We start from the raw sequence: 17550 nt of genomic DNA on the forward strand, positions 1-17550 counted from the left end.
CATGCATGCATGATATGAATGATGCACGGGACGGTCCGGATCAACGATCCAGGTGCTTCTTCTGCAGGAACTCACTCACCAGATCGGCGATCTGGACGTTGTTGAGGTCCGAGAACAGGAAGTGGCTGTTGCCACGGATTCCCATCTCCGGAAGATGGATCAGGGTGACATCCCCGCCCTGCCGATTGACCGCATCACGCCAGGCACGGGCCATTTCCAACCGGGCCCGCCAACTGTCCTGCGCCGGCAGGTCAACCGGCTTGTCAGGGATGTTGTCGCCATACAGCACCAGAATCGGGATCCGGGTCAGCGCCTTGAATTCCGCGGGCGAAACCAGCGCGGGAGCGACGGTATCGAACGCGCTGGGAATCGGCGCGGGCGCGTCGTCCTTTGCGAACACGAAGCTGCTGCCAGGCTCGAACGCGACGATTGCGCGGACGTTGGGGCATTTTATGGCCGTCATCCAGCCAGGACCGCCCGCCTGCGAATGGGTGAACAGAATCGCAGGCCCTGTCTTCTGCAGCACGGCGGCGACCCCGTCCGACACTACGCCGAGGTCGAAGGGCCCGGTGTTGGGCGTGACCGAGCGGAAGAACTGGTCAAGCGCGGCCTCCCCTTGCGGGAACTGGCTGCCAGCGAAGTAGTTCGGCCAGAGGCCGATCCGGAACTGGTTGAACCACATCTGATCGTCTGCCACGGGCTTCAGCGTCGCCTCGACCATGCTTCGGCCGGCCCTGCCGCGCCGTGGCTGATCGATCAGGTAGGTAGCGAAACGACGACGCAGGAACAGGTTCTGGAAGCCCTCACGCCCATCGGCGGTCGTCTCCCAGCTCTTGGACGACTGGCCCGCACCGTGCCACATCACGATGGGCAACGGGCGCGCGTTCACCGGCTTCTGGTAGAAGGCATAGACGTGATCGCCGTGATAGCTCTGGCCATCCGGATTGGAGGGCTTCAACGGATCGAACGTGCCAGACTCCTTCTTGGTCGTGCCCCCAGCGAGGAAGCTGCCTTGCGAATCGATCTGCAGTGGCTCATTGGCCATGGCAGTCGTGGTGCAGAGGGACACTGCAATCCAGAGCAGTGTCGAGGGGAGGCTGGGCACCAGAGTGCGAAGGCGCGTGCGAGTCTGCATGGGTCACTCCGTGACAGATTGTCAGGGGAATCTACCCTCCGGGCCATCCTGGAAGAAGCGCGGGAGTGCATATGACCAATGCATGGAGGATATATATATGCATGTCTCAGCCAGCAGCGGGCATACCGCGGCTACCGACGCGACGGCTCGTGTGCCGGCGTGGCGACATGAGTGCTGCTACCGCGCTTCAGCAATAAGCTGCCCGGCTTGCCGCCGCCTGTCTGCTGGAACTCGACCGTCATGTCCTGTGCGGTCATGAAGAACCGGATCCTTGACTCCGAAAACAGCTGCATTACGACTGGAAAGACCCTGTTCCACACGGGCAATCCGTGACGGAATGGCGGGCGCCGGCTCCTGCGCAGGCGCCGATATCACCACGAGCATCACCAGGACGGATACATCGCTGGAGCGGAGACGCAGCAGCCCGGCAGACGGCGTTTCCAGCGCCTTGCGGTAGATGCCGAGCATCAGTGGGCCTTCTGCAGAATGGGAGCGGTACGTGAGATGGCGTCCGGGCGGAAGCCCGCCTCCATCCTGTCCCGGATAACGCCAGCAGTGGAAACGAGCGCGATCCAGGAGTATTACCTGCAGCAGATATGCAAGGCTTCGCCGCCGAGACTCTCAACGAGGAGCAGGACAAATGCAGAGTATTCCGCAGTGGCTGTTCTGGGCTGGATTGTCCGCGATATTCGCTGCGCTGACAGCACTGTTTGCCAAAATGGGAGTAAAAGGCGTCGACCCGGACCTGGCAATGTCCCTCCGCACCCTCGTGGTTGCCGCGGTGATCCTGCCCTTGGTGGTGGCAACAGGCAAATGGTCCAATCCGCTGCTTCTTCCAGGCCGAACACAACTGTTCCTTGTCCTCTCCGCCTTGGCCACCGGGGCCTCGTGGCTCTTCTATTTTCGCGCGTTGCAGGTAGGCGAGCTGGCCAAGGTTGCGGTGGTTGACAAGCTGAGTGTGGTGTTGGCGGTTGGCCTGGCATTCCTGTTGCTGGGAGAACGACCAGCGCCCCGTGAATGGGCTGGAATCGGCCTGGTGTTCGCAGGGGTCATTGTCCTGGCCACAAGGAAGTAGCGCATCCATGCCGGTCCTGACCATCCTGTGGCCTACGTGGCGGACTGCTGGTTTGCAGCTGCCGTGAATGCCGGCAACTCTGATCCCGCCAGGGAATTGGTGGCGTTCTTGCGACGGACGTAGACCTCTCCGGATCGGATCACGATTCCGGTGTGGAGCTCCATTCTGGAGATCAACAGATCCTGTCCGTCAAAACTTCCGCCGGACAGAATTGCCCTTACGCGTCCTTCAGGGCAGGCTGATGATCTGACGGGAATGAGGGCGACCGGGACTGGCGACCGGCACTTCTCATGTATCAGAACCTTGGGATCCGCCGCGACGTGGGAGCCGGCTGAGCCGTGGTCGATGGATTCGATGAGCACGCCCATATCGCGACTCTCCATACCGCAAATTTCGCTCCCACCGCAATTTGGGCGCTTACAGACGGCATTAATAAGCGCTCGCGCCCACCTGATTACTCTTCCATTCACTCTTAGATTAAGTGACGATCCTGTAAAGACGCCCGGCAGCGATGCCGGCGGGGTTTTGTTCCAGCGACGGATTTCCAGCGGAACGATGGATTGGCATCCCGTCTACACATCACCATCACGGGGCATCGGCGTAAGCATGCACACGAAACCGGCAGTCATGGTGTCGCGTCGCCTTCGTCAAGAACGTCGACTGTGGCAACGGCCCCTCAACCTCCCTTGTATCCGAAGGGCTCCACGCGAGCAAACGTGACCAGTCGGACGCTTGCCCTTCGCCGCGCACTGAGAAAGCTGGGCCCTGGCCTGATCACAGGGGCTGCGGACGACGACCCCAGCGGCATTGCGACCTACTCCCAGGCCGGTGCCCAGTTTGGGTTCGGGATGTTGTGGACGGTTGTGATCACCTTGCCACTGATGGTCGCCATCCAGACCGTGAGCGCCCGCATCGGCTACGTGAGCCGACGCGGGGTCGCAGCCAACATCCGCGAGGCTTACCCACGCTGGGTGCTGCTGTGTGTAGTTGGGCTGCTGGTCACGGCCAACACCCTGAATATCGCAGCCGATATAGCAGCAATGGCCGGGGCGCTGCGCATACTGCTCGGCGGGTCGGCGCATGTCTACGCGGTGACCTTTGGTACGACCTGCCTCCTGCTGCAGATCTTCGTACCGTACCGCGCGTACGTCCGCACCCTGAAGTGGTTCACCCTGGCCCTGCTGGCCTATGTTGCCGTTGCCTTCTCGGTAAAGCTGGACTGGATATCGGTGCTGCACGATGCGGTGTTGCCATCCATCGCCCTCACCAAGGAGACGCTGTTGATGGTGGTGGCGATCTTTGGGACCACCATCAGCCCCTACCTGTTCTTCTGGCAAGCCGCACAGGAAATGGAGGAGGCCCGCGACGAGCGCCCCAGGCGGGAGCAGGAGGTGCGCCAGCATCTGCGCAGGATCAAGGTCGATACGCTGATCGGGATGACGTTCTCGAATCTGGTGGCGTTCTTCATCATTCTCAGCACCGGAGCGACGTTGCACATGTCCGGCATCACCGATATCCAGACGTCCACCCAGGCTGCCCAGGCGCTGCGTCCGGTCGCTGGCGAATTTGCCTTTCTGCTGTTCGGTATCGGAATCATCGGCACTGGCATGCTGGCGATCCCGGTGCTGGCCGGTTCGGCCGGGTATGCGGTGGCCGAAGCCGCCGGATGGCGTGGAACGCTGAGCGCGCGCCTGGATCGTGGCGAAGGGCGTGGCTTCTACGGCATCATCGCCGCCGCAACGCTTGGAGGGGTGGGCCTCTGTTTCACGCCGTGGGACCCGGTCAAGGAGCTGTTCTGGTGCGCGGTGCTCAATGGCGTGGTGGCCGTGCCGATCATGGTGATCATCATGCTGCTCGCCTCGCGCACCGCCACCATGCGCGGCCACACGATCGGTCGGCGCCTGCGCGTGATGGGATGGATCGCCACCGGGGCCATGGGCCTCACTGTGTTGGCCATGCTGGCAACGCTTTGGAGATGATCGAACGGGGACTTCAGCACGTTCGTGCGATTGACGTCTTCACGCCAGCCACAGGTCAATGAGCGATGTACGCTGGCCATTCCACACGCACCTCCAAGCCGCCGAGCCGGGCAGACGTGCCAAGCCTCACCGAGGCACCATGCGCGTCGGCAACCTCCCCGACAATGGACCAGATAGCGCAGCGATGCAGGAAGAGCGGCGCCGTGCTCGGCTGCCATCACCAGCGCAAGCAGCAGCTGGGGCACGAGGATGATGCTCTCCGGTTGATATCTGTGCAGGCAGCGCAGCAGCGTGGGGACATCCAGTCCGGACGCGCCCGTGTAGCCGATTTCCTGCAATGACGGCAACGCGATTTCCGCCGACAGACACACACCGCGCGGGCGCCCGGTACTGCCAGAGGTGTAGGTCACGCACGCGGTTCCCTCTGGCAGCATCCCGCCAGTGCCAGGGTCCAATTTCCAGCCCTTGGCGTCGATACCGGGAAGCGGTGGCGCTGGGCTGCCTGCAGGCCCCGGCGGCGATGCTGCCGCCGACGTGACCAACAGCTGGGCGCCGCTGGTGTGCAACGCATGGCGCAGCTGTTCTTCGGAGAAGAACGTGGGCAGCGGAACATGGACGCCGCCGACCACGCGCAGGGCCAAGTCCAGCACCAGCCAGTCCAACCCGTTGTCCAGGCGACTGGCGACGCGCTTCTGTCCAGTCTGTTCCAGGCTGCCTGCCAGTCCATCCACCCGGGCGCGCAGCCCCGGCGCATCAATGTGGGCCTGGCCTGCCAGGATCGGCTGCCGGTGCGAATCGAGCAACGCCTGGAACGTATCGGAGCTATTGCTCATCGTGCATCTCCCGCTCCACAGGCACTCGCCGGAAGCGCCACGGGGCAGGCCAAGCCTCGAAGAAAGGCGTTGCCTTCGCGGATGTCCCCGCACATCACGCGCGGCTGCGACTGGTAATAGCGCCCCCAATCAGCGGCGCCCCGCCCCATCCTTTCTGCGCGCGCCACGGCCAGCTCGATCGGTGACAGATGCAGGCGGGCGAAGGCGTTGCGCAGCTGCTGTGTTGCAACGAACAGGACCCAGTCCACCTGGGCAGCACCCAGCACCCATGCCAGCTGCACGATGAGCTCACGGGCAACGCCGGGGGTGGAGGCAGCGAAATGACCGACCTCTGCGATCTGCGGACGCCCGGGGGGGGGGCAGGAACTCGCCCTGCCAGCACCGTCTCGACGGGCGCGTCCAGGTAGTGCTCGACGAACAGCGCGCCCTCGCTGGCCCGCCGCATGCCTACCGCCGCCACCAGCTCGCCGTGAGTGTCCCGATAGGCCAGCAAGTGCGGCATGAACGTGCGTACGTCGGCACCAAAGCGCTCTGCGTAGATCCTGGCAATGAACGCCTCGACCATTCTTCGATCGGGATGGTCGCGGCCGATCAGCGAGGCTTCGGCGAATCGACCCGGATGAGGGGCCAGGGGAATCGGCTGCGGGATCGTGTCCATGGGACGGGATCGTCAGCCCATGCGATTAAGGCAGGATTAGGTCGTTGTTAGATGAATGTTAGTGATTCGACAGGATATTGTTGGGCGACGTTGCGCGCTCCAGCCTGTGCCTGCAGGTGCCGGGCCTGCGGCCCGGCTCCCGCATCTACGGCCTGGCCACGTGGCGCCATCGCACGTGGAGAATTGGGAGTACGCTTTGCCTGCGCTCCCTTCTTCCCATCGGACACGACATGAGCCACGGAGAATTTCATCGTAGTCAGCGCGGCGGCTGGTTGCGCGCTGGCGTCCTGGGTGCAAATGATGGACTCATATCGACCAGCAGCCTGGTTGTTGCCATGGTCGGTGCTGGCGCGGTGACCCAGACCATTCTTGTCACTGGCCTCTCCGGCCTTATCGCCGGTGCACTGTCGATGGCGGCTGGCGAATATGTTTCGGTCAGCTCACAGGCCGATGCCGAGAATGCTGACGAAAAGAAGGAGCGCGGTGAGCTGGTGAACCAGCCGGAAGCGGAGCTGCTTGAGCTGACGGGCATCTACGAGAAAAGAGGACTGACGCGAGCGCTGGCAGAGCAGGTTGCCCGCGAACTGACCGCACATGACGCGCTTTCAGCCCACCTGCGCGACGAGCTTGGGATTCACGAGGTACTCAAGGCAAGACCACTGCAGGCGGCGGTCGCTTCTGCAGCTTCGTTCATTGTGGGTGCACTGCCCCCCGTTCTTCTGGTTGCAGCCTTGGAACGCAGCAACCTGGCAGCAGCGGTCGTGGCCACCACGCTGTGCCTTCTGGCCGCCCTCGGCGCGGTCGCGGCCCGGCTTGGTGGAGCGTCGCCATTGCGCGGCACTCTGCGGGTAGTGGTCTGGGGGGCAATAGCAATGGCGGCCACTTATGGAATAGGCGCCTGGTTTGGCGTGCTCGCTGCCCCCTGATTGCGCTGCTACGCGCCACCCATCGCCATCTGCAGGCTGTTTGATCGGAGGTTGATCGGGTGGAGATGGACTACGCAGATCGCAATGAAGCCGTGTCGAGACAGGCAGTGGGTGAATGGAAAGCGTGGCATGCGCCGCTTCCCTCGGCGGCTGGGTCATGCACGATGGAGAACGGCGCCTTGTCTACAGCAGAATGAAGCTGCGAGCCTGCTGCCTGTGCCGGAAGTTCGTCGCTGGTTGGATCCTCATTCTCCTTGCCGGCCAGCGGCCGGCACTACCCATGCGATGCGGATATCCGGGATCGATATTACCGTGACGCATCACGGTGAATGGCATGCGCCTTCGATCGGGCGCATGTCGGGATCTGAAACAACCCTTTACTGGCGGGGCCGGCGCTGCAGCCGGCACGGTATGATGCCGACTTTCTCGCACTTGCCATCGCTGTAGCGCGCGTTTGCTGTTGGCTACGCGCCGGTGCAGCCGAGACCCCACCCACGCCATGCTCGCTTCCTGTTCCCCCTTCATCATCTGGGCGGCCGTGGCCGTTGCCACCGCCGGCCTGCTGTTCCGGCCGTTCCGCATTCCGGAGTACGTGTGGGCGCTGGGCGCGGCAGCGCTGCTCCCGCTGCTTGGGGCGGTGTCGCTAGGCACGACCTGGCACGCGGTTGCCGAAGGGCGGGATGTCTACCTGTTCCTGGTCGGCATGATGGTGCTGGCCGAACTGGCGCGGCGCGAGAGCCTGTTCGACTGGCTGGCGCTGTATGCGGTACGGCATGCAGGCGGCTCGGGACGGCGGCTGTTCGATCTGGTGTTCCTGGTCGGCACGGTGGTGACGGTGTTCCTGTCCAACGATGCCACGGCGGTGGTGCTGACGCCCGCGGTCTATGCGGCGTGCAAGGCGGCCCGCGCCAACCCCCTGCCCTATCTGTTTGTCTGTGCGTTCATCGCCAATGCGGCGAGCTTCGTGCTGCCCATTTCCAACCCGGCCAACCTGGTGGTGTACGGCAACCACATGCCGCCGCTGCTGCAGTGGCTGGCGCAGTTCGCGCTGCCTTCGCTGGCCGCGATCGGTGCCACGTATCTGGTGCTGCGCTGGGTGCATCGCCGCGAGATCGCACAGCCATTGGCAGCGTCGCCCGAGCATCGCCCGCTTACCGAGGGTGGCCGCCTCAGTGCGCTGGGCGTGTTGTTCACCGGCACCGTGCTGCTGGTGACCTCCGCGATGAACGGCCCACTGGGCCTGACTACGTTCTGTGCGGGCGCCCTGAGCATAGCGGTGGTGGCGATCCGCCAGCGCCGCAGCCCGCTGCCGCTGTTGCGCCACGTCTCCTGGGGCGTGCTGCCGCTGGTGGCCGGCCTGTTCGTGCTGGTTGAAGCGGTTTCGCAGACCGGTGTCATCCAGACAGCGGCCAGCAACCTGCAGGCGCTGGCGCAGACCTCGCCGCACCAGGCCGGCTGGCTGGCCGGAGGCGCTGCCGCACTGCTCAGCAACGTGGCCAACAATCTGCCGGTGGGCCTGGCTGCGGGCTCGCTGGGGCAGATGGCCGAGCTGCCGGCGCAGACGCGCGCGGCGTTGCTGATCGGCGTGGACCTGGGCCCGAACCTGTCGGTGACCGGCTCGCTGGCCACCATGCTGTGGCTGGTGGCGCTGCGCCGCGAAGGCGAGCATGTCAGCGCGCTCGACTTCCTGCGTGTCGGCGCGCTGGTGATGCCGCCCGCGCTGATCGGGGCGTTGCTGCTGCTCTGATCAGGCGCGGACGGGACGTTCGCCTGCAGCTGAGCGTCTACTCCGTAGCGCGAGATGCAGGGGCGCCCTGCTGCCCCACGGGAAGCGCGCTGCTGGCCAGCAGCTGTTCGGCCAGCCCGCGGTAGATCGGCACGCGGCAGACCATGCCTGACACACCCCGGGCAATCAGCACGGTGGCCAGGATCGGCAGCAGCAGGTCACCGCTGTCGGTCAGCTCCAGCGAGATCACCGCCGAGGTCAATGGCGCCTGGGTTACGCCCGTCAGGTAGGCGCACATGCCCAGCAGCACGAATGCCTTCGGGTCCACCGCCGGCATCAGCACCGCCAGGTTGTGCCCCAACCCTGCCCCCACCGCCAAGGCGGGTGAGAACAGCCCGCCAGGGATGCCCGCCACGTAGGACGCCAGGTTGGCGAGCAGCTTCATCAGGCCGAACTCGTGACCAACGATGGCCTGGCCCTGCACCAGACTGCGCGCCTGCTCATAGCCGGTACCGAACGCGCCGTCGCCGAAGACCAGCGCCAGCACCACCACGATCACGCCACAGGCAGCGGCCAGTACCACGGGATGGTCCCCTTTGAGCCTGCCCAGCCAGCGCGGATGACCTGACATGGTCAGCAGTACCACCCGAGCGAACAGACCGCCGAGCAGGCCGGCGACCACGCCACACAGCACGATGGCGCCCCACGCCTGGCCCAAGGGCAGCAACGCCGTGACATGCCCGAAGTAGGTGTAGTTGCCCAGCAGGCCCAGGGACACCACGCCGCCCACGATGACCGCCGTGAGCAGGGTGCCCGAGAAGCGGTGTTCGAACCGGCCGCTCAGCTCCTCGATGGCGAACACGATGCCCGCAAGCGGCGTATTGAAGGCTGCGGCGATGCCTGCCGCGCCCCCTGCCAGCAGGAAGTGCGACAGCTCGCGAGGATCCTTGAACCCGAACCAGCGCCCGAACAGGTACATCAGGCTGGCCCCCACATGCACGGTGGGGCCTTCGCGGCCAACCGACGCGCCGCCAAGCAGGGACAGCGAGGTCAGCAGCAGTTTTCCCGCCGATACCGCAGGCGAGAGGTTGGTCTGCCTGAATTGCGGGTCCGGCTGTTCCAGCGAAGCGATGACCTGCGGAATGCCGCTGCCACGGGTGGGCCTGAGCGCACCGACGGTCAGCCACGCCAGCAGCGCGAAGATGCCCGGGGTAAGCAGCAACGCCCACCACGGGGAATGGGCAATGACACGCTGGAAGACATGGAAGGCGGCATCACTGGCCTTGGCGAACACAATGGCGACCAGCGCCACGGCCACCGCGCCACTCCACAATGCCGCGCGCCGGCGCCATCCTTCGGTCAGCACCATCGCCGAAATACGGGTGCGGAGATGTTGAAGATTGAACATCGCGCGATTCTGCAAGTGCCGGTGGCCCCGTGGAAGTGGCGAGTGTGGCGGTTGGCCCTCCTGCATCCGGTGAAATGGCAGGCTGCTCTCCACTCACATGAACCGTACACCGCCCCCGGCGCAGATCACTCGGCGCAGCTTGCGGTGTTCTTGCCATGCCGCTTGGCGTGATACAGCGCTTTGTCCGCCTTCGCCAGCCAGTCCTCTGCGGTCGCGGTGCCAGCCGCTGCGGCGATGCCGATACTGACGCTGAACTGGATATCGGTTGTTCCGGGCGCGCCCGGCTCCTGCAGGTAGTGCCTGATCTGCTCGGCCACACGCATGGCCTCCACCGGTGTCCGCTGGACCAGCAGGATGGCGAATTCATCGCCGCCCAGCCGCGCCGGCGTGTCGCCCGGCTGGGCCAACTGGCGCAGCACCGCCGCGATGCGGCGAAGCACCTCATCGCCGGCACGATGGCCATGCGAGTCATTGATCCGCTTGAAATCATCCACATCGAGCATCAGCAGGCAGGCGTTCCCGCCCAGGTGCTGCCCCGTCTGCAGCACCTGCTGGGCGCGCTGGATCAGGAAGCCGCGGTTGGCCAGCTCCACCAGCGGATCCATCCGGCTCAGGCGCTGCAGCTGGCGGTTCTGTGACTTCACCCGGCGCGCCAGTCGCCAGCTCAGCAGGCTCAACCCAATGCCATAGACGAACAGGAATGGCAGGCTGAGGACAACGGTGCGCTGCGAGGTGATGGGTTGATAGGGCAGGCCCAGGGCAAGCCAGGTGGCGGCGAACCCGACCACCAGGGCCAGCGTTGCCCTTGTGGCCAGGCGGATGCCGCCGGCGGCGATCTTGTCGGCCACCAGCAGTGCGGCAAACAACGCACTTGGCACGGTGCTGAGGGCCATGAAGGCGATCCATGCGCCTCCCAAGAGAGAGTCGACGATCATGCAGCGGAACTGCGCTGCTGCAGGCTCGCGGGCGCGACGTGTCAGGAGCATCGCCAGCGCCGGCCATGCGATGGCGTTGAGCAACAGCAGCACCCAGGGCGCAGCATCCGCCTGACGCTCGAGAATGATCGAGGCAATCGGAAGCGCGCCCAGGCCGTTTCCCACAAAGCGCATCCAGCCGATGCGCCGGGCCGCACCGACGCCCTCGACGGCGACTTCTGTTGAGTCAGTGAAGAACGGCATTGCCAGCTCTCCTGATGATCACTCCCCTGCCATTCACCCGGGCACCCCTTTGTGCGCGAGTCTGACATCTGTGCGTCAACGACAGGTCAATGGGAGAGGGAGTGCTGCAATCGCAGTCGCATCGCGGGATTGCGAACGTGGGCTCCATCCCGGGCGACGAGATACCCGCGCCGGACGGCATTCCTGATCGACCAGGCGTAGCGCTACCGGGCACGTGCTGTTAACGCTCCCGCATTATGCTGACCGCCTCATTGGACTTCCGCGAGGTGCACCCCTTGACCAAGCTGCATACCCTGATGATCGCCGGCTGCCTGTGTGCCTTCAGCCCCTTGGCCCTGGCTGAAACCGTGAACCTGACCAACAGCGCCGACGGTGCCAACCGCGAGGCCGGCATTGCCGCGGTCAAGAAAAAACTCGACGACGCGTGTACCGATCGCAAGGGCTCGCCCGACGCAGCGTCGTTCGAAGTGGTCTTTGAGAAGACCAGCGACAACCCGAACGTCCCCAAGCCGTATTACGTGGACGGCAAGATGAGGTGCGAGTTGCCGGGGTGAGAGCGCGATGTCAGCGGCGGCCGTGCCGCCATTACCCCCGCGGCGGCTGCGTGCCGCCCGGGGGCCCGTGCCGGAATCCCTAGCGACGCAAGGCGTCGATGATCACGCCGGTGGCGATCTCCACCAGCAGGTATTCCGTATCCGACTGCCGCACCCACCGCTGACCGCGACCGGGGTCGCGCAGACGGTAATGCGCGTAGTCGTCCACCCAGTAGCGGCGGTCAACCTCGGCCCAGGGCAAGCGGTCGCCGCGGCGCCATGCCTTTTTCTGCCAGCCCGGCGGGGGTGCGTCGCGGTTGTGGGGGCCGCCTGCATGGGGCGGCGGTCCGTTGCCACGTGCATGGTGCGGCGGATCGGCCCAGGCAGGGGCAGCCACCAGGGTGATTGCCGCGCCCAGGGCAATGCCAAGCAAACGTCCGGTTTTCATGGGAATGCTCCCGGTCCAGCCGCGGTATGCGGCGTTGTGACCCGGAATATAGGGCAGCGCCTGTGAACAAAACCATGCGTCCGGCCGGTAACGATTCAGCGTGCCCCCGCCTCGTTCCCCGGTCCGAAAAGGCGCCTGCAATCCGCCACATCGGGACTGTGTATCCTCGGCCCGTGACCGGATCGCCGCCCCCGCCCGAAACTGATGCTGCTGACGTGATGAAAGGCCGCGGCAATGCCATGGAGGTGTTTTCGGTCTTCCTCAAACTGGGGCTGACATCCTTTGGCGGGCCCATCGCCCATCTCGGCTATTTCCACCGTGAATTCGTGGAGCGCCGTCGCTGGCTCGATGATGCCCGCTTCGCCCAACTGCTGATGGTCTGCCAGTTCCTGCCGGGGCCGACCAGCAGCCAGATGGGTCTCGCCATCGGCCTGTTCCGGGGCGGCTGGCGGGGCGCGTTGGCAGCATCTGCCGCATTCACCCTGCCCTCTGCGTTGCTGATGCTTGGTTCTGCCGCAGCAGCTTCTCGAATGCATCACGCAGTCCACCCGGCCATCATCCACGGTCTGAAACTGGTGGCCGTGGCGGTGGTCGCCCACGGCCTGGTGGGCATGGCGCGGCAACTGCTTCCCGATGTGCGGCATGCGTTGATCGCCTGTCTCGCCCTGGCCGTAGCGGTACTGGCAGGCAATGCATGGGTATCGCTGTTCGCGGTGGGACTGGGCGGCCTGCTGGGCATGTGGCTGTGCACGCACGCAAGGGCGCCGGTTGCTGCGGTGTTTCCGGTACGGTACGGCGCACGTGGTGCCGTCATCAGCTTGGCGCTTTTTGTCGCCGGGTTGGCGGCTTCCCTGGTGCTGCCCTTCTCTACCGTGCCGACGGCACCACGCATTGCAAGCGCGTTCTATCAGGCAGGGGCCTTGGTCTTTGGTGGAGGCCACGTCGTACTGCCGCTGCTGCAGCATGCGGTGGTCGACAGCGGCTGGGTAGGACCAGACACGTTCCTGGCCGGCTACGGTGCCGCGCAGGCGATGCCCGGCCCGATGTTCTCGCTCGCGGCGTTTCTTGGTGCAGAGGCGTCATCGGGCCTGCCAGCGGTGGCGGGCGCAGGGATTGCGTTGCTGGCCATTTTCCTGCCGGGATTCCTGTTGCTGCTGTCGGTATTGCCGATATGGAACCAGTTGGTATGCCGACCTTGGGCGGCCAGGGCAGTGGCCGGGGCCGGTGCAGCCGTGGTCGGCCTGCTGGCTGCCGCGTTCCATGATCCGGTGTGGACGGAAGGCGTGCGCGCGCCGATCGACCTTGCGATCGCCGCGGTGGGTTTTGCGCTGCTGGCGGTTGCGCGGATCTCGGCGGCGTGGGTGGTGCTGTGGTGCGTCGTTGCTGCGCTGGCCTTACAGCGGCTCATGTAGCACTCTGTGCCTGCGCTTGGCGGGGGCGTGCAGCACCTCCCCGCACTTGGCAAACCACAGGTGATCGTCCAAAGTCCGCTGCTCATGCACGGATGCACGTAGCCCATGACACGACTGCTCATCATTGAAGACAACCCCGAGCTGGTTGCCAACCTTTACGCGTTCTTCGAGCCACTGGGCTACGTACTTGACGATGCACGGGATGGTGCCAGCGGCCTGCGCAGGGCAACGCAGAATGATTACGATGCCATCCTGCTGGACCTGATGCTGCCCCGCCTTGATGGCATGGCGCTGTGCCAGACACTCCGCGAGGAGTTCCAGAACCCGGTGCCGATCCTGATGCTGACCGCCCGTGATCCGGTGGAAGACCGCGTGCAGGGGCTCGCGCTGGGTGCGGATGATTACCTGGTCAAACCCTTTTCCCTGAAGGAGCTGGACGCGCGCATCAAGGCGCTGGTCCGCCGTGCCCAGGGCCGGCAGGTGCAGAGCGTGCTGGCCTGGGCGGACCTGCGGGTCGACACCCGTTCGCCACAGGCATGGCGCCAGGGCCAGGCCCTCAACCTGACACCGACCACGCACAAGCTGCTGATGTGCCTGATGCGTGCCGCGCCGGCGGTGGTGCGCAAGCAGGAGATGGAGTACCTGATATGGGGCGACGAGCCGCCGGAGAGCGGCGCGCTACGTACGCATATCCATGAGCTGCGCCTTCAGGTGGACAGGCCGTTCGACCCTGCACTCATTGCTACCGTGCACAGTGTCGGCTGGCGCCTGGGCACGCTGGCGCCAGCACATGTGGAGTAGTCGCCACCCATGAATGCCCGCTCGCTGAAGTCCCTCTATCGAAGCTTGACCCTGAGAACGCGTATCACCGTTGCCTTCGTGCTGCTGATGGCCGGTGCCATGGGCTTCATCGTACTGGTCGAACTGGTGGACTATGACGACGTAAGGGCCTCTGTGGTTTCGATGAGCCAGGACCGGGAGGTCCGCAGGCTGGAGGCGGCCTTGGCGAAAGGCGTGCAACCGGACCTGCCGGAAGGCAGCCAACTGTTTGATCTGCGTACGGTTCCGCAGGTACTGCGCCGGTACGGGCCGGGTTACCACGGTGACGCCGCACCGAACGAATGGCACCTTCGGGTCTTCGAAAGCAGCGGGCAGCGCTACTACCTGCTGCAGCACGGTGATCACTACGCCTACCTCGAGCACCTGATCAACGCCTTTGCTGCGCTGGTGATCCTGACCTGCGTGCTCTGTGCGTTCTGGATTGGTCGCCGGACGTCGGCCCACGTCATCGCGCCCATTACGCGCCTGGCTGATGCCGTGCAGAACAAGCACAAGCCCTTCCCCTTCCAGGACGCGCGCGACGAGATCGGCGTTCTAGCGCGCGCCTTTGCCCAGCACAGCGACGAACTTGAGCAGTTCCTGCAGCGTGAACAGTGCTTCGCCGGCGACGCCAGCCATGAACTGCGCACACCACTGGCGATCATCGGTGGCGCCGCCGAAACGCTGCTGCACCAGCTCCCGGCCGACAGCCGGCTGCTGGCCAGTGCCCAGCGCATTGTGCGGACCACGCAGGAAATGCAGCGCCAGCTGACCTGCCTGCTGCTGCTTTCCCGCGACCCCAGGACGGTGCCACGCAGCAACCTGCTGCTGCGACCGGTGATCGAGGAATGCATGGCGCGATGCGTGCCGTGGCTGGCAGGAAAGCCGGTGCGGCTGAGCCTTGATGCGGCGCAGGACGAGCAGCTGCTGACCAATGACGTGCTGGCACAGAGCGTGATCTGGAACCTGCTGCGCAATGCGTGCCAGTACACGGAGGAAGGCGAGATACGGGTGGAACTGCATGGCACCACGCTGCGGGTTGCCGATACCGGCCCGGGGCTGCCGTCCAGCATCGACGCGCAGCAGTTCCAGCGCTTCGTGACCAGCGCCCGGCAGAGTGGCGAAGGTCTGGGCCTGTCCATCGTGCAGCGCGTGGTCGAGCATCTTGGCTGGCAGATGACGGTCGAGACCTCGGTGCGAGGCTGCTGCTTCACCCTGCAGATGCGCCCAGCCGCAGCCGATACCTGACAGCTTCCTGACATTGCTCCTTCCACCCTTGCCGGATCTCTTCATGAAGGCAGGTGCGAAATGCAGCCAGGGCAACCCAAGGGCAACGGCAAATACGCGCACGGCAAGACCGGGCTGCGCCGCATCCTGCATACCGTGATCCATTCCCGCGACGGCTTCGTCGCGACATTCAAGGGTGAGGCCGCGTTCCGGCAGCTGCTGTTGCTGCATGGCGCGCTGGCAACCGTCGCGCTCCTGCTGGACGTCAGCCGCAGCGAGCGCGCCCTGTTGCTGATGGTCTGCTTCATCAGCCTGCTGGTGGAGCTGCTCAACTCGGCCATCGAAGCGGTGGTGGATCGCATTTCTCTGGAACACCATCCACTTTCCAAGAACGCCAAGGACATGGGCAGTGCCGCACAGAGCACGGCCCTGCTGATGGTGGCTACGGTGTGGGCCGTGGTCCTGATGGGATGAGCAAGGAACCTGACAACTTCCTGATGAACGCGTCCAGATACTGCGCGCACTTCTGGCTCAGCGGATTCTGCACGTGCGTTCATGCTTCAGGTCTGTCCCGCAACATCCGATCATGCTTGTCTGGTGCACGGCATTGTTCTTCACCACGCTGGGAAACATCGCTCTCTGGAAGACGCTCTGGTCTCTCATCGATATCCATGATCTGCGCAGCGCTTTGTTCTTCTGCAGCCTTCCGGTGCTGCTGCTGTGCCTGTTCAATCTGCTGTTCACGCCCATCGGCATGCTCCCCTATGCGCGCAAACCGGTGCTGGCGTTGCTGGTTGTCGTCAGCGCTGCGTGCACCTACTTCATGCTGCATTACAACGTACAGATCGACCGCGACATGGTGCAGAACGCGCTGGAGACCAACCAGGCTGAGATGACCTCCTACCTGTCGCTGCCGTTGCTGTTGACGGTGCTGTTGCTGGGCGCGCTGCCCACATGCGTTCTGCTGATCATGCGCAGTGGAAACAGCGGGCGTACTTTGCGGGCGGCGCTGGTGTGGTTGGGGAATGTGCTGGCGACGCTGATGGTGCTGGCAGCGGTAAGCCTGGCGTTCTACAAGGAGTATTCGTCGCTGCTCCGCAACAACCGCTACATCCGCGAGCAGGTGCTGCCGCTGAACGTTCTCCGTCACACCTATGGCTACCTCCGGAGCAGCTAAAGCGCCAAGGCACAGCCGCTGCGCACGATCGGCGAAGACGCCGCGCGCACGCCCGGCGAGCGCCCGCGCCTGGTCATCCTGGTGGCCGGCGAGACGGCACGTGCAAAGAACTTCCAGCTCAACGGCTATCCGCGCCCGACCAACCCGCAGCTGTCACGCAGGGACGGCGTCATCAGCTTCCGGGACGTTGCATCCTGCGGCACATCAACAGCCGTGTCACTGCCGTGCATGTTCTCGAAGATGCCACGATCGCAGTACGAGGGCGTCGCTGCGGCATCGGAAGAGAACGTACTGGACATCCTGCAGCGCACCGGCGCCAGCGTGCTCTGGCGCGACAACAACAACGGTGGCTGCAAGGGCGTGTGCAACCGCGTTCCCACCGACGACATGCCGCCGCTGAAGGTGCCTGGGTTGTGCGTGAACAAGGACGGCACCTGCCATGACGAGATCCTGCTGCACCAGCTGGACACGCGCATCGCGGCCATGCAGGGTGATGGTCTGATCGTGCTGCACCAGCTGGGCAGCCATGGCCCCACCTACTTTGAACGCTATCCCGCCGACGCCAGGGCATTCAGCCCTACCTGCGACAGCAACCAGATACAGAAGTGCAGCAACGAAGCGCTGACCAACACCTATGACAATACCCTGGTCTATACCGACCGGCTGCTGGGCAAGGCCATCGACCTGCTGCAGACCTATTCGGAGCAGCGTGACGTTGCACTGATCTATGTCTCCGATCACGGCGAGTCGCTTGGCGAGCGCGGCCTGTATCTGCACGGAACGCCCTACTTCATTGCGCCACGCGAGCAGACCCAGGTGCCGATGGTGATGTGGTTCTCCCCGGGCTTTGCAACCCATGCCCGCCTTGATCTGGCCTGCCTGCGCCATGCCGCGGGCACCGGATCCTACAGCCACGACAATCTCTTCCACTCCCTGTTGGGACTGTTCGCTATCAGCAGCGGTATCTACCAGCCGGGACTGGATGTGTTCGCGGGCTGCCGCATTCCCTAGCGTGC

The 17550-nt window shown here is 64.6% G+C and carries 18 protein-coding genes and 2 pseudogenes; 11 read left to right on the forward strand and 9 right to left on the reverse strand.

Features of this window, described 5'->3' with window-relative positions:
* Positions 1-40: 40 nt before the first annotated feature.
* Both ACUXVE_RS00085 and ACUXVE_RS00090 read right to left on the reverse strand, forming a co-directional pair.
* The gene (locus ACUXVE_RS00085; protein WP_445513513.1) at positions 41-1135 is read right to left on the reverse strand and encodes an alpha/beta hydrolase; all 1095 of its coding nucleotides are present in this window, start codon (positions 1133-1135) and stop codon (positions 41-43) included.
* Between the two features lie 177 nt (positions 1136-1312).
* Positions 1313-1603 carry a hypothetical protein gene (locus tag ACUXVE_RS00090; RefSeq protein ID WP_445513514.1) on the reverse strand — a complete coding sequence of 97 codons (291 nt, stop codon included), beginning with the start codon at positions 1601-1603 and terminating at the stop codon, positions 1313-1315.
* 172 nt (positions 1604-1775) lie between these two features.
* On the opposite strand from ACUXVE_RS00090, the gene ACUXVE_RS00095 reads away from it, so the two are divergent.
* A complete protein-coding gene (locus ACUXVE_RS00095; RefSeq protein ID WP_445513515.1) occupies positions 1776-2210 on the forward strand; it encodes an EamA family transporter in 435 nt (144 codons plus the stop codon).
* A gap of 32 nt (positions 2211-2242) precedes the next feature.
* On the opposite strand, the gene ACUXVE_RS00100 is transcribed toward ACUXVE_RS00095, so the two are convergent.
* Positions 2243-2578, reverse strand: a complete 336-nt coding sequence (locus ACUXVE_RS00100; protein ID WP_445513516.1) for a hypothetical protein — start codon at positions 2576-2578, stop codon at positions 2243-2245.
* A 348-nt stretch (positions 2579-2926) separates the two neighbouring features.
* On the opposite strand from ACUXVE_RS00100, the gene ACUXVE_RS00105 reads away from it, so the two are divergent.
* Positions 2927-4189, forward strand: coding sequence for an NRAMP family divalent metal transporter (locus ACUXVE_RS00105; protein WP_445513517.1), 1263 nt, complete (start codon positions 2927-2929; stop codon positions 4187-4189).
* Between the two features lie 170 nt (positions 4190-4359).
* On the opposite strand, the pseudogene ACUXVE_RS00110 reads toward ACUXVE_RS00105, so the two are convergent.
* The 3 genes and pseudogenes from ACUXVE_RS00110 to ACUXVE_RS00120 all read right to left on the reverse strand — a co-directional run.
* Positions 4360-5022: pseudogene (locus ACUXVE_RS00110) on the reverse strand (AMP-binding protein); the annotation flags it as partial.
* The gene (locus ACUXVE_RS00115; RefSeq protein WP_445513676.1) at positions 5019-5360 is read right to left on the reverse strand and encodes a thermostable hemolysin; all 342 of its coding nucleotides are present in this window, start codon (positions 5358-5360) and stop codon (positions 5019-5021) included. The pseudogene ACUXVE_RS00110 and the gene ACUXVE_RS00115, both read right to left, overlap by 4 nt.
* Before the next feature lie 77 nt (positions 5361-5437).
* Positions 5438-5680 (reverse strand): annotated as a pseudogene (locus tag ACUXVE_RS00120) (thermostable hemolysin); the annotation flags it as partial.
* 230 nt (positions 5681-5910) lie between these two features.
* Between ACUXVE_RS00120 and ACUXVE_RS00125 the strand changes: the two are divergent.
* A complete protein-coding gene (locus tag ACUXVE_RS00125) occupies positions 5911-6606 on the forward strand; it encodes a VIT1/CCC1 transporter family protein (RefSeq protein ID WP_445513518.1) in 696 nt (231 codons plus the stop codon).
* Positions 6607-7105: 499 nt separating this feature from the next.
* Positions 7106-8353, forward strand: a complete 1248-nt coding sequence (locus ACUXVE_RS00130) for an arsenic transporter (protein ID WP_445513519.1) — start codon at positions 7106-7108, stop codon at positions 8351-8353.
* A 37-nt stretch (positions 8354-8390) separates the two neighbouring features.
* On the opposite strand, the gene ACUXVE_RS00135 is transcribed toward ACUXVE_RS00130, so the two are convergent.
* Positions 8391-9740 (reverse strand): chloride channel protein, encoded by a 1350-nt coding sequence (locus ACUXVE_RS00135; protein WP_222389619.1) that lies wholly within the window; start codon positions 9738-9740, stop codon positions 8391-8393.
* Between the two features lie 125 nt (positions 9741-9865).
* Complete coding sequence (locus ACUXVE_RS00140; RefSeq protein WP_222389616.1) at positions 9866-10918, reverse strand: sensor domain-containing diguanylate cyclase; 1053 nt, start codon at positions 10916-10918, stop codon at positions 9866-9868.
* A 275-nt stretch (positions 10919-11193) separates the two neighbouring features.
* Here ACUXVE_RS00140 and ACUXVE_RS00145 point away from each other — a divergent pair, with 275 nt between their 5' ends.
* Positions 11194-11472 carry a hypothetical protein gene (locus tag ACUXVE_RS00145; protein WP_445513520.1) on the forward strand — a complete coding sequence of 93 codons (279 nt, stop codon included), beginning with the start codon at positions 11194-11196 and terminating at the stop codon, positions 11470-11472.
* A gap of 79 nt (positions 11473-11551) precedes the next feature.
* On the opposite strand, the gene ACUXVE_RS00150 is transcribed toward ACUXVE_RS00145, so the two are convergent.
* Positions 11552-11899, reverse strand: a complete 348-nt coding sequence (locus ACUXVE_RS00150) for an RcnB family protein (protein ID WP_093818345.1) — start codon at positions 11897-11899, stop codon at positions 11552-11554.
* Positions 11900-12117: 218 nt separating this feature from the next.
* Here ACUXVE_RS00150 and chrA point away from each other — a divergent pair, with 218 nt between their 5' ends.
* The 6 genes from chrA to ACUXVE_RS00180 all read left to right on the forward strand — a co-directional run bounded on the left by chrA (position 12118) and on the right by ACUXVE_RS00180 (position 17545).
* The gene (gene chrA, locus ACUXVE_RS00155) at positions 12118-13311 is read left to right on the forward strand and encodes a chromate efflux transporter (protein WP_445513521.1); all 1194 of its coding nucleotides are present in this window, start codon (positions 12118-12120) and stop codon (positions 13309-13311) included.
* A 105-nt stretch (positions 13312-13416) separates the two neighbouring features.
* A complete protein-coding gene (locus ACUXVE_RS00160; RefSeq protein WP_445513522.1) occupies positions 13417-14112 on the forward strand; it encodes a response regulator transcription factor in 696 nt (231 codons plus the stop codon).
* A gap of 9 nt (positions 14113-14121) precedes the next feature.
* Positions 14122-15378 (forward strand): sensor histidine kinase, encoded by a 1257-nt coding sequence (locus ACUXVE_RS00165; RefSeq protein WP_445513523.1) that lies wholly within the window; start codon positions 14122-14124, stop codon positions 15376-15378.
* Between the two features lie 60 nt (positions 15379-15438).
* Complete coding sequence (locus tag ACUXVE_RS00170; protein ID WP_445513524.1) at positions 15439-15831, forward strand: diacylglycerol kinase; 393 nt, start codon at positions 15439-15441, stop codon at positions 15829-15831.
* A 133-nt stretch (positions 15832-15964) separates the two neighbouring features.
* Positions 15965-16534: a phosphoethanolamine transferase domain-containing protein gene (locus ACUXVE_RS00175; protein ID WP_445513525.1), complete on the forward strand. Its 570-nt coding sequence runs from the start codon at positions 15965-15967 to the stop codon at positions 16532-16534.
* 81 nt (positions 16535-16615) lie between these two features.
* Positions 16616-17545, forward strand: coding sequence for a phosphoethanolamine transferase (locus ACUXVE_RS00180; protein ID WP_445513526.1), 930 nt, complete (start codon positions 16616-16618; stop codon positions 17543-17545).
* Positions 17546-17550: the final 5 nt, after the last annotated feature.

The sequence above is a fragment of the Stenotrophomonas sp. 3(2025) genome, from assembly GCF_052665395.1.

Excerpts from the sequence above, each read along its gene's own strand:
- ACUXVE_RS00135 (WP_222389619.1), bottom strand. The coding sequence starts at position 9,740 with ATGTTCAATCTTCAACATCTCCGCACCCGTATTTCGGCGATGGTGCTG.
- ACUXVE_RS00140 (WP_222389616.1), bottom strand. The coding sequence starts at position 10,918 with ATGCCGTTCTTCACTGACTCAACAGAAGTCGCCGTCGAGGGCGTCGGT.
- ACUXVE_RS00165 (WP_445513523.1), top strand. The coding sequence starts at position 14,122 with ATGAATGCCCGCTCGCTGAAGTCCCTCTATCGAAGCTTGACCCTGAGA.
- ACUXVE_RS00095 (WP_445513515.1), top strand. The coding sequence starts at position 1,776 with ATGCAGAGTATTCCGCAGTGGCTGTTCTGGGCTGGATTGTCCGCGATA.
- ACUXVE_RS00150 (WP_093818345.1), bottom strand. The coding sequence starts at position 11,899 with ATGAAAACCGGACGTTTGCTTGGCATTGCCCTGGGCGCGGCAATCACC.
- ACUXVE_RS00170 (WP_445513524.1), top strand. The coding sequence starts at position 15,439 with ATGCAGCCAGGGCAACCCAAGGGCAACGGCAAATACGCGCACGGCAAG.
- ACUXVE_RS00085 (WP_445513513.1), bottom strand. The coding sequence starts at position 1,135 with ATGCAGACTCGCACGCGCCTTCGCACTCTGGTGCCCAGCCTCCCCTCG.
- ACUXVE_RS00125 (WP_445513518.1), top strand. The coding sequence starts at position 5,911 with ATGAGCCACGGAGAATTTCATCGTAGTCAGCGCGGCGGCTGGTTGCGC.
- ACUXVE_RS00100 (WP_445513516.1), bottom strand. The coding sequence starts at position 2,578 with ATGGGCGTGCTCATCGAATCCATCGACCACGGCTCAGCCGGCTCCCAC.
- ACUXVE_RS00130 (WP_445513519.1), top strand. The coding sequence starts at position 7,106 with ATGCTCGCTTCCTGTTCCCCCTTCATCATCTGGGCGGCCGTGGCCGTT.
- ACUXVE_RS00090 (WP_445513514.1), bottom strand. The coding sequence starts at position 1,603 with ATGCTCGGCATCTACCGCAAGGCGCTGGAAACGCCGTCTGCCGGGCTG.
- chrA (WP_445513521.1), top strand. The coding sequence starts at position 12,118 with ATGAAAGGCCGCGGCAATGCCATGGAGGTGTTTTCGGTCTTCCTCAAA.
- ACUXVE_RS00160 (WP_445513522.1), top strand. The coding sequence starts at position 13,417 with ATGACACGACTGCTCATCATTGAAGACAACCCCGAGCTGGTTGCCAAC.